Source organism: Streptomyces sp. SD15 (assembly GCF_054462255.1).
The window spans coordinates 156,940-170,911 of record NZ_JBTLMO010000015.1; the positions used below are offsets into that span (position 1 = coordinate 156,940).

The 13,972-nt window shown below is 71.2% G+C and carries 12 protein-coding genes; 3 read left to right on the forward strand and 9 right to left on the reverse strand.

The window, feature by feature from the left end:
• Positions 1-406: 406 nt before the first annotated feature.
• The 5 genes from ACX28W_RS17490 to ACX28W_RS17510 form a co-directional block, all read right to left on the reverse strand.
• Positions 407-667: a hypothetical protein gene (locus ACX28W_RS17490; RefSeq protein ID WP_458999887.1), complete on the reverse strand. Its 261-nt coding sequence runs from the start codon at positions 665-667 to the stop codon at positions 407-409.
• Between the two features lie 93 nt (positions 668-760).
• Positions 761-2,851 carry a PTS fructose transporter subunit IIABC gene (locus ACX28W_RS17495; protein WP_458999888.1) on the reverse strand — a complete coding sequence of 697 codons (2,091 nt, stop codon included), beginning with the start codon at positions 2,849-2,851 and terminating at the stop codon, positions 761-763.
• Between the two features lie 250 nt (positions 2,852-3,101).
• Positions 3,102-4,055, reverse strand: coding sequence for a 1-phosphofructokinase (gene pfkB, locus ACX28W_RS17500; protein WP_458999889.1), 954 nt, complete (start codon positions 4,053-4,055; stop codon positions 3,102-3,104).
• Positions 4,052-4,813, reverse strand: a complete 762-nt coding sequence (locus ACX28W_RS17505) for a DeoR/GlpR family DNA-binding transcription regulator (RefSeq protein WP_458999890.1) — start codon at positions 4,811-4,813, stop codon at positions 4,052-4,054. The genes pfkB and ACX28W_RS17505 overlap by 4 nt, the downstream gene beginning before the upstream one ends.
• A 170-nt stretch (positions 4,814-4,983) precedes the next feature.
• Positions 4,984-6,513, reverse strand: coding sequence for an MFS transporter (locus tag ACX28W_RS17510; protein WP_458999891.1), 1,530 nt, complete (start codon positions 6,511-6,513; stop codon positions 4,984-4,986).
• Between the two features lie 62 nt (positions 6,514-6,575).
• Between ACX28W_RS17510 and ACX28W_RS17515 the strand changes: the two genes are divergently transcribed.
• Positions 6,576-7,568 carry a helix-turn-helix transcriptional regulator gene (locus tag ACX28W_RS17515; protein ID WP_458999892.1) on the forward strand — a complete coding sequence of 331 codons (993 nt, stop codon included), beginning with the start codon at positions 6,576-6,578 and terminating at the stop codon, positions 7,566-7,568.
• Between the two features lie 104 nt (positions 7,569-7,672).
• On the opposite strand, the gene ACX28W_RS17520 is transcribed toward ACX28W_RS17515, so the two are convergent.
• Both ACX28W_RS17520 and ACX28W_RS17525 read right to left on the reverse strand, forming a co-directional pair.
• Entirely contained in the window at positions 7,673-8,482 is an 810-nt protein-coding gene (locus ACX28W_RS17520; RefSeq protein ID WP_458999893.1) for a TetR family transcriptional regulator, read from the reverse strand.
• 479 nt (positions 8,483-8,961) lie between these two features.
• On the reverse strand, positions 8,962-9,963 hold the full coding sequence (locus ACX28W_RS17525; protein ID WP_458999894.1) for a sigma-70 family RNA polymerase sigma factor: 1,002 nt from the start codon (positions 9,961-9,963) through the stop codon (positions 8,962-8,964).
• Between the two features lie 165 nt (positions 9,964-10,128).
• On the opposite strand from ACX28W_RS17525, the gene ACX28W_RS17530 reads away from it, so the two are divergent.
• Positions 10,129-10,653 carry a GNAT family N-acetyltransferase gene (locus ACX28W_RS17530; protein WP_458999895.1) on the forward strand — a complete coding sequence of 175 codons (525 nt, stop codon included), beginning with the start codon at positions 10,129-10,131 and terminating at the stop codon, positions 10,651-10,653.
• Between the two features lie 44 nt (positions 10,654-10,697).
• Here the strand turns inward: ACX28W_RS17530 and ACX28W_RS17535 are convergent, their stop codons facing one another.
• Complete coding sequence (locus ACX28W_RS17535; protein WP_458999896.1) at positions 10,698-11,516, reverse strand: dioxygenase family protein; 819 nt, start codon at positions 11,514-11,516, stop codon at positions 10,698-10,700.
• Positions 11,517-11,689: 173 nt separating this feature from the next.
• Between ACX28W_RS17535 and ACX28W_RS17540 the strand changes: the two genes are divergently transcribed.
• The gene (locus ACX28W_RS17540) at positions 11,690-12,199 is read left to right on the forward strand and encodes a MarR family winged helix-turn-helix transcriptional regulator (RefSeq protein ID WP_458999897.1); all 510 of its coding nucleotides are present in this window, start codon (positions 11,690-11,692) and stop codon (positions 12,197-12,199) included.
• A gap of 225 nt (positions 12,200-12,424) precedes the next feature.
• Here ACX28W_RS17540 and ACX28W_RS17545 read toward each other — a convergent pair whose 3' ends face one another.
• A complete protein-coding gene (locus ACX28W_RS17545; protein ID WP_458999898.1) occupies positions 12,425-13,939 on the reverse strand; it encodes an MFS transporter in 1,515 nt (504 codons plus the stop codon).
• Positions 13,940-13,972 lie beyond the last annotated feature (33 nt).

Below are 13,972 nucleotides of genomic sequence, written 5' to 3' on the forward strand. Positions count from 1 at the left end.
GCGGCGGGCGGCACGGCCGGAGGATCGCGGGTCACCTAGCGGCACGCGCTCGGCCGGAGGATCGCGGGTCGCGGGTCGCCCAGCGGCACGCGCTCGGCCGGAGGAGCGCGGGTCGCCCAGCGGCACGCGCTCGGCCAGAGGATCGCGGGTCACCCAGCGGCACGCGCTCGGCCGGAGGATCGCGGGTCGCCCGGCGGCGGGCGGGTCCGTGGGCGGTGGGGCTCGGCGAGGAGCGGCTGCCGGACGGAGGGTGGAGCTGGGCCAGGGGTGCGTGGTCCCGCGGGCTGTAGGGCTTGGTCAGGGGTCCGCTGTGAGTGGGCCGCCCGGTCGGCGGCGAGGCTCGGTCGCGGCGGCTGCGGGTGGGTAGCCCGGAGCCGCTCGGCTGAAGGCGGGGGAAAGCGGGGGGCTACGGGCGGCTGTCGCTGAACTGGCGCACCAGGCCGGCGAAGGCGGCGTGTTCCGCGGGGGTGAGTTCGACGGACTCCGCGACAGGGCCGGACTGTCGCTGGTGGGGCATCGCCCGGAGCGTGTCCTCGTGGCGCCGCACCGCGGCGGCCTTCATGCGAGCCCGGCGCAGCAGATGGCGCACGCCGACGATCCACAGGGCGGTCACGAAGGCGAGGACGGTCACGCCTATCAGCTGAGGGATCGACACATGCTCGGGCATACGCTCCAGTAAACACCGCGGCCCGGGACTTTGGTCCCGGGCCGTGACGTATATCGCAGATGCCCTGAAAGGGCGGGGTGTGCGGTCGGCGACTCAGGCCGCGACCGGCTCCTTGGACTCGGCCTTCGCCGCTATCGCGCCGTCGACGACGCTCGCACCGGCGCCCTCGGGGGCCTGCTTGCGCATGCCCTTCAGGACGACCACCAGGGCGGTGGTGACGCAGACGCCCGCGGCGATGGCGATGAGGTAGAGGAACGGGTTGCCGATCAGCGGGACCACGAAGATACCGCCGTGCGGGGCGCGCAGTGTGGTGTCGAAGGACATCGCCAGGGCGCCGGTGACCGCGCCACCCGCCATCGCGGAGGGGATGACCCGCAGGGGGTCGGCCGCCGCGAACGGGATCGCGCCTTCCGAGATGAAGGAGGCGCCCAACACCCAGGCCGCCTTGCCGTTCTCACGCTCGGTCTGGGTGAAGAGCTTGCCGCGCACGGTCGTCGCCAGCGCCATGGCCAGCGGCGGAACCATACCGGCCGCCATCACCGCGGCCATGATCTTCATGGCCGAGTCGCTGGGGCTGGCGACCGCGATACCGGCGGTGGCGAAGGTGTACGCGACCTTGTTGACCGGGCCACCGAGGTCGAAGCACATCATCAGGCCGAGCAGCGTGCCGAGCAGGATGGCGTTGGTGCCGGTGAGTCCGTTCAGCCAGTCGGTCATGCCCTTCTGGGCGGAGGCGATGGGTTTGCCGATGACGACGAACATCAGGAATCCGACGATCGCCGCGGAGATCAGCGGGATCACCACCACGGGCATGATGCCGCGCAACGCCGCCGGGATCTTGACCTTCTGGATCCCGATCACCACACCACCGGCGATGAGACCGGCGGCCAGACCGCCGAGGAAGCCCGCGTTGATGGTGAGGGAGATCGCACCGCCGACGAAGCCGGGCACGAGACCTGGCCGGTCCGCCATGCCGTACGCGATGTAGCCGGCCAGCACCGGGACGAGGAAGCCGAAGGCGACGCCGCCGATCTGGAAGAGCAGCGCGCCCCAGCTGTCCGCCTGGGTCCAGATGAAGTGGTCCATGACCGACGGGGCCTTGTTGATCTCGTAGCCGCCGATGGCGAAGCCCAGGGCGATCAGCAGACCGCCCGCGGCGACGAACGGGACCATGTAACTCACGCCGGACATCAGCCACTTGCGGAGCAAGCTGCCGTAGCCCTCGCCGGACTCACCGGCGCGCTCCACCGGTGTGCCGGGCGCGGAGCCCGCGGTGACCTCGCCGCGCTCCGCCTTGCCGCGGACCTCGGAGATCAGCTCGGTGGGGCGGTTGATACCCGCCTTCACGCCGACGTCGACGGTCGGCTTTCCGGCGAAGCGGTCCTTGTCCCGTACGGGCACGTCGTGCGCGAAGATCACGGCGTCCGCCGCGGCGATGACCGCCGGGTCGAGCCGGGTGAAGCCGGCCGAGCCCTGCGTCTCGACGACGACTTCGATGCCCGCCTCGCGGCCCGCGTTCTCCAGCGACTCGGCCGCCATGTAGGTGTGCGCGATGCCGGTGGGGCAGGAGGTGACGGCGACGATCCGGAACGGAGGGGCAGCGGGGGCGTCAGGCGTGGTGTCCGTGGCGGTGTCGGCGGAGGCCGCCGCCGAGACCGCCACGGAGTCCTTGGAGCCGGCAGCGGAGTCCTCCGACTCCGCGGGCGCGGCCGAGGTCGAGGCCGCGGCCGCGGCCGCCGGGGACTCCTCCCCGCGGATGAGCGCGGCCGCGGCCGCCGCGTCGTCCACGGCCCGCAGCGCGGACGTGAACTCGGCGTTCATGAGCTGGCGGGCCAGCGACGACAGGATCGTCAGATGCGCGTCGTCCGCACCGGCGGGGGCGGCGATCAGGAAGATCAGGTCGGCGGGGCCGTCCGGGGCGCCGAAGTCGATCCCGGCCGCGCTGCGTCCGAAGGCGAGCGTCGGCTCGGTGACGTGTTCGCTTCGGCAGTGCGGGATGCCGATGCCGCCGTCGAGGCCGGTGGGCATCTGGGCCTCGCGGGCGGCCACGTCGGCGAGGAAGCCGTCGAGGTCGGTCACCCGGCCCAGGGTCACCATGCGCTCGGCGAGGGCGCGTGCCGCCGCCTCTTTGGTCTCGGCGGACAGGTCGAGATCGACCAGGTCCGCGGTGATCATCTCACTCATCGCGGGCTCCTTCGCACGCGTATCGCCCTGGGAAAGTCGTGGGCGGGGGTGGGGACGGGGGTGAGGATGGTGGTGCAGTAGTGAGGTGGTGCGGGGGTGGCGGAGGCGGGGCCGGGGGAGCCCCGCCTCCCCTCGTCGACGGGACCGGGGAGGTCCCGCCTGCGTGTGGCTGCGGCGGGGAAGGGGAGGCCCCGCCGCTTCAGGGCCTGTCCATGGGGCGTGGCCGTCATGGCAAAGACAGAGGTGGGCGTCATGACACCGGCTCCGTCAGTACGCGGTCCACGGGGATCTCCGACGTGACGGTCACGGCGGAGGAGTCGAGGTCGGCCGGGCCCGGCATCACGCTGCCGGGGAGTTGTACGGCCGCGGCGCCATGGGCGACGGCGGAGGCCAGGGCTTCCGGGCCGCGGCCGCCGGCGATCAGGAAACCGGCGAGGGAGGAGTCACCGGCGCCCACGTTGCTGCGCACGGTGTCCACCCGGGCGCTGCCGAACCAGGCGCCCTCGCTGTCCACGAGCAGCTGCCCGTCCGCGCCGAGGCTGGCGAGTACGGCACCCGCGCCCAGTTCGCGCAGTTCCTCGGCCGCCTTCACCGCGTCGCCCACCGTGGCGAGGGGGCGCCCGACGGCTTCCGCGAGTTCCTCGGCGTTGGGCTTCACCACGTCGGGCCGCTCGCGCAGCGCCGCGAGCAGCGCCGGTCCCGAGGTGTCGAGCGCGATCCGGGCGCCCGCCGCATGGGAGCGGGCGACGAGATCGGCGTACCAGGAGGGTGCGAGCCCGCGCGGCAGGCTGCCGCAGCAGGTGATCCAGTCGGTGTCGCCGGAGCGGTACTGCCGGCGCACGGTCTCCAGGAGCAACTCGGCCTCGGCGGCGGAGAGTTCGGGGCCGGGCGCGTTGATCTTCGTGAGCGTGCCGTCGGGTTCGGCGACCGAGATGTTCGAGCGGGTGGCGCCGGCGACCGGGACCGGCGCGACCTCGATGCCCTGCGCGTCGAGCAGGTCGGCGACAAGTGCGCCGGGCGCACCCCCCAGGGGCAGGACGGCGACCGTGCGCTGCCCCGCCGCCGCGACCGCGCGCGAGACGTTCACACCCTTGCCGCCCGGATCCATGCGCTCGCCGGTGGCCCGGATGACCTCGCCGCGGTCGAGCGACGGGACCTCGTACGTACGGTCGAGGGACGGGTTGGGGGTGACGGTGAGGATCATGTACGCACTACTTCCGTGCCGTTGCGCTCGATGGCGGTGGCGTCTTCGGGGCTCAGCCCGCTGTCAGTGATCAGCAGGTCCACATCGCTCAGGTCACCGAAGCGGGCGAAGTGCTCCTGGCCGTGCTTGGAGGAGTCGGCGAGCAGCACCACGCGGCGCGCGGCGCGCACAGCCGCGCGCTTCACGGCGGCCTCGGCGAGGTCGGGGGTGGTCAGTCCGCGCTCGACGGAGAAGCCGTTGGCGGCGACGAACAGGATGTCGGCGCGGATCTCGCCGTACGCGCGCAGCGCCCAGGCGTCCACGGCGGCGCGCGTACGGTGCCGGACGCGCCCTCCGACCAGGTGGAGCTGGATGCCGGGGTGGTCCGCGAGGCGGGCCGCGACCGGCAGGCTGTGGGTGACGACGGTGAGCGTCGCGTCCAGCGGAAGGGCGCCGGCGAGGCGGGCGACCGTGCTGCCCGCGTCGAGGATCATCGTGCCCTCGCTCGGCAGTTCGGCCAGGGCCGCCTCGGCGATGCGGTCCTTCTCGTCGGCCGCGGTGGACTCGCGCTCGGCGAGGTCGGGCTCGAAGTCCAGCCGTCCGGCCGGTATCGCACCGCCGTGCACCCGCCGGACGAGACCCGCGCGGTCGAGGGCCTTCAGGTCGCGGCGGATGGTCTCCGCCGTGACCTGGAACTCCTCGGCCAGCGACACCACGTCCACCCGGCCGCCGTCACGAGCGAGCCGGAGAATCTCCTGCTGCCGCTCCGGTGCGTACATGTCCGTTCGCCTCCGACCAATGCCCGAACTTGTGGTTTCAACCGCAGGCTACGCTCGGATTTCCAGAAAGTAAACAGGTTCGGGCGTCATGCGGGCATGAACGGACTTTGGGTCGCTGAGGCAACGAAAGGGGCCCGGCACCTGAGGTGCCGGGCCCCTTCCGCCATGGCTCATGGAACGAGCACCGGCTCCTTCTCCCCCGTCTCCTCCCTGCCCTCCGTCACGTCAACCGTCTCGCCGGGCGCCGCGGCGGAGGGACGGGCCGGCAGCGCGAACATCAGCAGGAAGATCGCCCCCATCACCGCCGCGACCCAGCCCAGCGCGTGCTGGAAGGCGTTCACGAAGGCGGGGCCCACCTCGGCCGGGGTCAGCCGGTCCGCCATCGTGCCGAAGAAGACCACGGACACCAGTCCGAGCCCCAGCGCGTTCCCCATCTGCTGCACGGTGTTGATGAGCCCGGACGCCGAACCGGCGTGCTCACGCGGCACCTCCGACAGCACCGCGTCCGTCAGCGGGGCCACGATGAAGCCCATCCCCACGCCCATGACCACCAGCGGAAGCGCCATCTGCCAGGAGGCGAGGGACATCCCGTACCGCTCCGACTCCCAGATATAGAGGAGTACGCCGACCGCCATGATCAGCGCGCCCGCCTGGAGCACCTTGCGGCCGAAGCGCGGGACCAGCAACTGCACCGACGTCCCCGCCGCCGCGGACACCGCGATCGAGAACGGCACCCCGGTCAGCCCGGCCCGCAGCGGGCTCCAGCCGAGCCCGAACTGCATGTACAGCGTCCAGACCAGGAAGAAGATGCCGAGCCCGAGCCCGAAGACGGTCTGTACGGCGATGCCCGCCGCGAAACTCTTCACCTTGAACAGCGACAGCTCGACCAGCGGCGAACCGTCCCGCGCCGTCTTCCGCCTCTCGTACGCCACCAGCGCCACGAAGACGACGAGGGCGCCGGCCATCATCGCGTACCCCCACAGCGGCCAGCCCAGCTCGCGCCCGCGGGTGAGCGGGTAGAGCAGCATCAGCAGACCGAGCGTGACCAGGGCGACGCCGACGAGGTCGAGCTTGAGTGCCCGCGGGGCCTTGGACTCACTGATGAACCTCCGGCCGAGGATGAGCGCGGCTATGCCGACCGGCAGGTTGATGAGGAAGATCGGCCGCCACTCCAGGCCGAAGAGGTTCCACTCCATGAGCAGCGCGCCGAGGAGCGGGCCGGACACCGCACCCAGCCCCACGACGGCGCCGAAGAGCCCGAACACCTTGCCGCGCTCGTGCGCCGGGAAGGTCGCGTGCACGATCGACAGCACCTGCGGCACCATCAGCGCGGCCATCGCGCCCTGCAGGATGCGCGCGGCGACGAGCATCTCCGGGTTCGCGGCGAAGCCGCACAGCGCCGACGCGATCGTGAAGCCGCCTACGCCGACGAGGAAGATCCGCTTGCGGCCATGGATGTCGCCGAGCCGCCCACCGGTGATGAGCCCGGCGGCGAAGGCCAGCGCGTAGCCCGCGGTGATCCACTGGATCTGGCTGAACGACGCGCCCTCGTCGCGCTGGATCGACGGAATCGCGATATTGACGATCGTGACGTCGACCAGGTCCATGAAGGCCGCGGTCATGACGATGGCGAGCGCGAACCAGCGCCGCCGGTCTGGCTCCGGCCTGATGGACGGGAAAGTACTGCTGGAGGAAGTCATGCCGTCAAGCTAGAAGCCCTATAGGTCAGATCGTGTCCTAGTTGCCGGGCATCCTGGGAGGCATGACCACCGACACCCCGGCCCGGCTCCTCCAGCTTCTCTCGCTCCTCCAGACGCCCCGCGAGTGGCCCGGCGGTGAGCTGTCCGAGCGGCTCGGGGTGTCCCGTCGTACCGTCCGGCGGGACATCGACCGGCTCCGGGAGCTGGGCTATCCGGTGCAGGCGACCAAGGGGGCCGACGGCGGGTACCGGCTGGTGGCGGGGAAGGCGATGCCGCCGCTGGTCCTCGACGACGAGGAGGCGGTGGCGATCGCGGTGGGGCTGCGGGCCGGCGCCGGGCACGCCCTCGAGGGCGTGGACGAGGCCTCCGTACGGGCCCTCGCCAAGCTCGAGCAGGTGCTGCCGTCCCGGCTGCGGCATCGCGTGTCCACGCTCCAGGCCGCCACCACTCCGCTGACCACCGGGGACGGGGCGAGTATCGCGCCCGAGACGCTGACCGTGATGGCCGCGGCGGTGGCCGGGCGGGAGCGGCTGCGGTTCGCCTACCGCTCCGGGGACGGGACCCCCTCGCAGCGGCTGGCCGAGCCGTACCGGCTCGTCTCCACCGGCCGTCGCTGGTACCTCGTCGCGTACGACCTCGACCGCGCGGACTGGCGCACCTTCCGCGTCGACCGGGTCGCCGAGCCCTTCGCGACGGGCGCCCGCTTCGCACCGCGTGAACTGCCGACGGGGAGCGCCGCGGAATTCCTGCGGCAGTCGATGCACCGCCGTCAGGAGACGTACGACTTCGAGGTCGCCTTCGCCGCGCCCGCCGAGCTCGTCGCGGCGCGCCTGCCGGCGTGGCTCGGGGCGCCCGAGCCGATCGACGAGCACAGCTGCCGGCTGCGGTCCTCGTCCAGCGATTCCGTGGAGTGGCTGGCGGTACGGATCGCGATGGCCGACTGCGAGTTCACGGTGCGGCGGCCGCCGGAACTGGTCGGTTGTGTACGGGAGTTGGGTGGGCGGCTGGCGCGGGCGGCGGGCGGTTCGCAGGAGTCGGGCGCCGGCCGAGGGTGACGTACGCCGACGGCGGCGGGGCGGTGCCGACGGCGCGGGGCGAGGTGGGTTCAGGTGGCGCGGGGCGAGGCGGGTTCAGGTGGCGCGGCGGGGCCGGGCGTTGCTCACACGGCCCCCCAAGGGAAGTCGCCCAGGGCTTGGAGGTGGCGCACCGCCAGCGCGACCGGGCCGGCCGGGCCGTCGGCCGGGTCGTCCCCGGCGGCCCAGGCCTCCACCGCCACACGGACCGCCGCGCTGGCCACGGCGGCGCTGAGACGGATCTCGGAGGCGGGCGACGCGTCGTCGGCGGGTGCCGAAATCCTCGCGGCCAGCACCGTCGCCAGCGTCCGTTCCGCCGCCTGGCACTCCTGGCCCCACACCCTGAACAGGGCCGGGCTCCCCTCGGCCAGCCGGAGCAGGGAGCGGACCCACTCCATGGACTCCAGCCGCACCCCTACGCCGGGCGTGAGGGTCTGGACGACGGCGTGGTGGAGCGCTTCGGGAACGGTCAGCTCGGCCGGGGCGTCGCGTACGGCCTCGGCCCACTTCTGCACGCCCGCGGCGAAGAGGGGGCCGAGGCATTCTTCCTTGCCGGCGAAGTAGCGGTAGAAGGTGCGCGGCGCGACTCCGGCGGCGCGGGCGATGTCCTCGGCGCGGGTCGCGCGCAGGCCGTCCCGCATGAAGAGCCCGGCCGCGGCTCGGGCGATCTCCATCCGCGTGGCAGCCTTGCGCCGCTCCGTCAACGAGGGCCCGTCGGCACCGCCCCGCCCGTCGGACGGTGCGGACCGCGCAGGGCGCGCAGCGTGGACGTCGGTCGCCGCGAGGGCGGCAGCGCGATCGGCCGAGGACAAGGAACCCTCGACCCGGTCGGCCGAGGACGAAAAGCCGCCGGCACGGGCGGCGGAGGCGCGGGCCGCGGGGTTGGTACCGGTCATGAACGGCAGGTTATGCCCCTGTGGCAGAATCTGCCATTCGGGTCACCCCGGGGTTCAGGTACGGGGTGACCCGTCAATCTGCCCCAAAAAAGCCTTCCCCACACCGAGATTGCCGACCTCCGCGTCCCCCGAAGGACAAGGCCCGGCCCAGGTCTCCGGAAAGCGCCGGAAAGCCCCCGCTCCCGCCCCGCCCCGCCCCCGAGGCCCCAAGGGATCCCGCGCCCCGAGGCATAAAGGAGCCGAGCCCCGGCGCCAGGGGGGGGAGGCGCCGGAGCTCGGCTCTGGAAGAGTCCCGGCGCGGGGGGGGGAGTGCGTCGGGACTCGGCTCTGGGGGGCTTGGGGCTGTGCCCCGGGACCCCGAAACCCTGGGCCCTGAAGTCTTGTGCCCAGAGCCCAGCGAGTTGAAGCGGCCTTACATGGCCATGTCCGGTCGACTTACAGCCGACCTCAAGCGCATGTCAGGCCCACGGCCCACGTTCTCACGCCGCCGCGTCGAAACCCGTATCCCGCGCCAGCTTCTTCAGCTCGAGCAGTGCGTGCTTCTCGATCTGGCGGATGCGCTCGCGCGTGAGTCCGTGTTCCTTGCCGACCTCGGTGAGCGTGCGCTCGCGGCCGTCGTCGATGCCGTACCGCATCTTGATGATGGAGGCGGTGCGCTGGTCGAGGCGGCCGATCAGGTCGTCCAGCTCCTCGCTGCGCAGCAGCGTGAGGACCGACTGCTCGGGGGAGACGGCCGACGTGTCCTCGAGCAGGTCGCCGAACTGGGTGTCGCCGTCTTCGTCCACCCCCATGTTCAGCGAGACCGGGTCGCGGGCCCAGTCCAGGACGTCGCCCACGCGCTCCGGTGTCGAGCCGAGCTCGGTGGCGATCTCCTGGTGCTCCGGCTCACGCCCGTGCTCGCGGTTGAACTCGCGCTGCACGCGGCGGATCCGGCCCAGCTCCTCGACCAGGTGCACGGGGAGGCGGATCGTGCGCGACTGGTCGGCGATGGAGCGGGTGATGGCCTGACGGATCCACCACGTCGCATACGTCGAGAACTTGAAGCCCTTGCGGTAGTCGAACTTCTCGACCGCGCGCACCAGGCCCGCGTTCCCCTCCTGGATGAGGTCCAGCAGCGGGAGACCGCTCCGGGGATAGCGGCGCGCCACGGCCACGACCAGCCGCAGGTTCGAGCGGATGAAGATATCCTTGGCCCGCTCCCCCTCGGCGACCAGTGCCTCGAGCTCCTCGCGGGTGGCGTCCGCCTCGGGGGCGTCCGCCTCACCTTCGAGGATCTGCCGCGCGAACACACCGGCCTCGATGATCTGGGACAGCTCGACCTCCTTGGCGGCGTCGAGCAACGGTGTACGCGCGATCTCGTCGAGGTACATGCCGACCAGGTCGCGGTCGGCGATCTCGCCGCCTACGACGCGAACACTGCGTGCCGCGTCGGTGGTCTCGCCGCTGGCGGACTGACGACGGGCGACGGCACGGGTTGCCATGCGTGCTCCCTTGCGATGGTGGGCTTGCGGGTCCTAGTGGCGGCCCGGACACTCCTCCGAGTGCCCGGCATCCGAAGGAAACAACGACTGGAATCCGGACAGAATTCCCAACCCACCCCCCTATTTTTCTGATCATGCAGTACCCTGTGCGCCACAGAGGGAGGCATGGTGCCGACGGAACGTACAGAGGTGCAGGTCAGGCCGGGGGTCGAGAGTGACCTCGAAGCCCTCACGGACATCTACAACCACTATGTTCGCGAGACTCCCATCACCTTCGACACCACCGTCTTCACCCCACAAGAGCGCCGCCCTTGGTTGCTCTCCCACCCTGAAGACGGACCGCACCGCCTGATGGTTGCCACGGACACGGACTCACAGGCGATTCTTGGGTACGCGACCAGCAGCACCTTCCGCGTGAAGCCCGCCTACGCCACCTCGGTGGAGGTCACCATCTACCTCGCCCCGGACGCGGGCGGGCGCGGCATCGGCACGCTCCTCTACAAGGCCCTCTTCGAAGCGCTCGCCGACGAGGATCTGCACCGCGCCTACGCGGGCATCACCCAACCCAACGAAGCGTCCGCGCGGCTGCACGAACGCTTCGGGTTCCGGTACGTCGGCACGTATCGGGAGGTGGGCCGGAAGTTCGGCCGCTACTGGGATGTCGCCTGGTACGAGAAGGAGCTCGGGTAGGTCCTGGTACGAGAAGGACCTCGGGTAGATCCGCCGGAGCCGGCTCAGCCGAACTGCACCGACCGCTTCGCCATTCCCATCCAGAAGCCGTCGATCACCGACTTCTGCCCGTCCAGCTCACCGGCCGCGTCCGCCGCACCCATGGTCACGAAGAGGGGGGCGAAGTGCTCGGTGCGCGGGTGGGCGAGGCGGCCCGCCGGGGACTTGCGCTCGAAGTCGAGCAGCGCGTCCACGTCGCCGGCGTCCAGGGCGCGGTGCCCCCAGTCGTCGAACTCGCTCGACCAGGAGGGCACTCCCCCGCCGGTGTGCCGCAGCGCCGCGAGGTTGTGCGTGAAGAACCCGGAGCCCACGATCAGGACGCCCTCGTCGCGCAGCGGCGCCAGCTTGCGCCCGATCTCCATCAGCCGGACCGGGTCGAGGGTCGGCATGGAGATCTGCAGGACCGGGATGTCGGCCTCGGGGAACATCTCGACGAGGGGGACGTACGCCCCGTGGTCGAGGCCGCGGTCCGGGATGTCCTGGACCGGGATGCCGGGCGTGCGCAGCAGTTTCCGTACGGACTCGGCGAGTTGAGGGGCGCCCGGAGCGGCGTACCGGACCTGGTAGTAGTGCTCGGGGAAGCCCCAGAAGTCGTACACGAGCGGCACGGCCTCCACCGCACCGAGGGCCAGCGGGGCCTCCTCCCAGTGGGCGGAGACCATCAGGATCGCCTTGGGGCGGGGCAGCTCGGCGGACCAGGCGGCCAGCTCGCCGGGCCAGATCGGGTCGTCGGCCAGCGGCGGGGCGCCATGACTGAGATAGAGGGCGGGCATGCGCTCCTGCGGGGCACGCCCCTCGGTGGCGGCAGACATGGCGACCGACATGGCGGCTACTCCCTCCGTTGAGTTCAATCGTCAGACCGTAAGAACCGCAAGAACCGCACGCACGGCATGAACGGTGAACCATAAGACCAATAGTTGAAGTCTCAAGTTCTTGTTTTCATGACCCTAGCATCACCTTGTTTAATCTTCAAGAAGAGGCTCGTACAGTGGAGTACATGAACACGGCATCCCCACCCGCTGAAGAGCCGCTCTGGCTCACCGACGAGGAACAGCGCACCTGGCGTGCCTACATGCATGCCGCCACCCTCCTGGAGGACCATCTCGACCGTCAGTTGCAGCGCGACGCGGGCATGCCGCACGTCTACTACGGCCTGCTGGTCCAGCTCGCCGAGGCGCCGCGCCGGCGGCTGCGGATGACCGAGCTGGCGAGGAACGCGAAGATCACCCGCTCCCGTCTCTCGCACGCGATCGCGCGCCTGGAGAAGAACGGCTGGGTGCGCCGCGAGGACTGCCCCTCCGACAAGCGGGGCCAGTTCGCGGTGCTGACCGACACCGGCGTCGAGGTGCTGGGCAAGGCCGCGCCGGGTCATGTCAGCGCCGTACGGCAGGCCATCTTCGACCGGCTCACGCCCGAACAGCAGAAGGCCCTCGGCGAGGCCATGCTCATCATCGCCGAGGGCCTGCAACCGAAGGACGCGGGCGCGGACCTGCCCTGGCTGCGCTAGGTCCTCTCGTGGAGGGCTCACTCGTGGAGAGCCCCGTCACGGAAGGGCCCGGACGCGGGTCCGCCCCGGTTCCGTCGAACTCGGAACCGGGGCGGACCCTGGGATTCGTACGGGCGAGGCGTCCCCACCCCGCGCCCGTACGCGAAGTACCGAACGAAGTACCGAACGAAGTACCGAACGAAGCACCCGAAGCACCCGAAGTCCTCGGGGTGCCCGTACGGGTGATCAGTGGGCGATCACCGGCACCTTCACCTCGTCCTCGGCGCCCTCGCCCGCGCCGGACGCCGCGGTCATGTCCGGGCGGCCGGTGTTGATGAGGGTCACGGCGATCAGCGCGGCAACCACGAGGATGCCGACAGCGAACCAGATCGCGCTCGTGTAGCCCTGCACCATGGCCTGCGCCTGGACCAGCTGCCGCTGGGACGCGGAGGCGGCACCGGCGATGTGGTCCTCGATGTACGAGGTGGTCGCCGAGGCGGCGATCGTGTTCAGCAGGGCCGTACCGATCGCGCCGCCCACCTGCTGCGAGGTGTTGACCATCGCGGAGGCGACACCGGAGTCACGCGGCTCCACTCCGAACGTGGCGAGCGACATGGCGGGCATGAACGCCGTACCCATGCCGAGGCCGAGCAGCAGCATGGCGGGCAGGATCAGACCGGCGTACGACGAGTCGATCTCCAGCTGGGTCAGCAGCAGCATGCCGACGGCGGCGGCCAGGAAGCCGGGGCCCATCAGCAGCCGCGGCGCGACCCGGGTCATCAGACGGGCGCCGATCTGGGTGGAGCCCGTGATCATGCCCACGATCATCGGCAGGAAGGCGAAGCCGGTCTTGACCGGCGTGAAGCCCTTGATGATCTGGAGGTAGTAGGTGAGGAAGAGGAAGAGGCCGAACATCGCGATGATCGCGAGGCCGAGCGAGAGGTAGACACCGCCGCGGTTGCGGTCGGTGATCACGCGCAGCGGCAGCAGCGGGGCCTTGACCTTGGACTCGACGAGCACGAAGGCCGCGAGCAGGAGCGCCGACGCGACGAACAGGCCGATCGTCATGGAGTTGCCCCAGCCGTCGGACTCGGCGCGGGTGAAGCCGTAGACGAGCGAGACCAGACCGAGGGTGGACAGGACGACACCCGGGATGTCGAGCGGCGAGCGGTTGCGGCTGCCGGACGGCTCACGGATGACGAAGTACGCGCCGACGGCGGCGACGATCGCGAACGGGATGTTCACGAAGAAGGTCCAGCGCCAGTTCAGGTACTCGGTGAGGAAGCCGCCGAGGATCAGGCCGACGGCGCCACCGCCACCGGCGATCGCACCGTAGATGCCGAACGCCTTGGCGCGCTCCTTGGCGTCCGTGAACATCACGGCGAGCAGGGAGAGCGCGGCGGGCGCGAGCAGCGCGCCGAACGCGCCCTGGAGAGCGCGGGAGCCGAGCAGCATGGCCTCGTTGGTGGCGGCACCGCCCAGGGCGGACGCGCCGGCGAAGCCGATCAGGCCGGTGACGAAGGTGCGCTTGCGGCCCCACAGGTCGGCGATACGGCCGCCGAAGAGCAGCAGACCACCGAAGGCGAGGGCGTAGGCCGTGATGACCCACTGCCGGTTGCCGTCCGATATCCCCAGGTCCTGCTGGGCGGAGGGCAGCGCGATGTTCACGATGGTCGCGTCCAGGACGACCATCAGCTGGGCGAGCGCGATGAAGACGAGCGCTTTCCAGCGGTTGGCGTTCGCCGTGTCCGGCGTTGCCATTGATGTTCCCGTTTCAGACATGGGGATACCCAC

Excerpts from the sequence above, each read along its gene's own strand:
- ACX28W_RS17490 (WP_458999887.1), bottom strand. The coding sequence starts at position 667 with ATGCCCGAGCATGTGTCGATCCCTCAGCTGATAGGCGTGACCGTCCTC.
- ACX28W_RS17495 (WP_458999888.1), bottom strand. The coding sequence starts at position 2,851 with ATGAGTGAGATGATCACCGCGGACCTGGTCGATCTCGACCTGTCCGCC.
- pfkB (WP_458999889.1), bottom strand. The coding sequence starts at position 4,055 with ATGATCCTCACCGTCACCCCCAACCCGTCCCTCGACCGTACGTACGAG.
- ACX28W_RS17505 (WP_458999890.1), bottom strand. The coding sequence starts at position 4,813 with ATGTACGCACCGGAGCGGCAGCAGGAGATTCTCCGGCTCGCTCGTGAC.
- ACX28W_RS17510 (WP_458999891.1), bottom strand. The coding sequence starts at position 6,513 with ATGACTTCCTCCAGCAGTACTTTCCCGTCCATCAGGCCGGAGCCAGAC.
- ACX28W_RS17515 (WP_458999892.1), top strand. The coding sequence starts at position 6,576 with ATGACCACCGACACCCCGGCCCGGCTCCTCCAGCTTCTCTCGCTCCTC.
- ACX28W_RS17520 (WP_458999893.1), bottom strand. The coding sequence starts at position 8,482 with ATGACCGGTACCAACCCCGCGGCCCGCGCCTCCGCCGCCCGTGCCGGC.
- ACX28W_RS17525 (WP_458999894.1), bottom strand. The coding sequence starts at position 9,963 with ATGGCAACCCGTGCCGTCGCCCGTCGTCAGTCCGCCAGCGGCGAGACC.
- ACX28W_RS17530 (WP_458999895.1), top strand. The coding sequence starts at position 10,129 with ATGGTGCCGACGGAACGTACAGAGGTGCAGGTCAGGCCGGGGGTCGAG.
- ACX28W_RS17535 (WP_458999896.1), bottom strand. The coding sequence starts at position 11,516 with ATGTCGGTCGCCATGTCTGCCGCCACCGAGGGGCGTGCCCCGCAGGAG.
- ACX28W_RS17540 (WP_458999897.1), top strand. The coding sequence starts at position 11,690 with ATGAACACGGCATCCCCACCCGCTGAAGAGCCGCTCTGGCTCACCGAC.
- ACX28W_RS17545 (WP_458999898.1), bottom strand. The coding sequence starts at position 13,939 with ATGGCAACGCCGGACACGGCGAACGCCAACCGCTGGAAAGCGCTCGTC.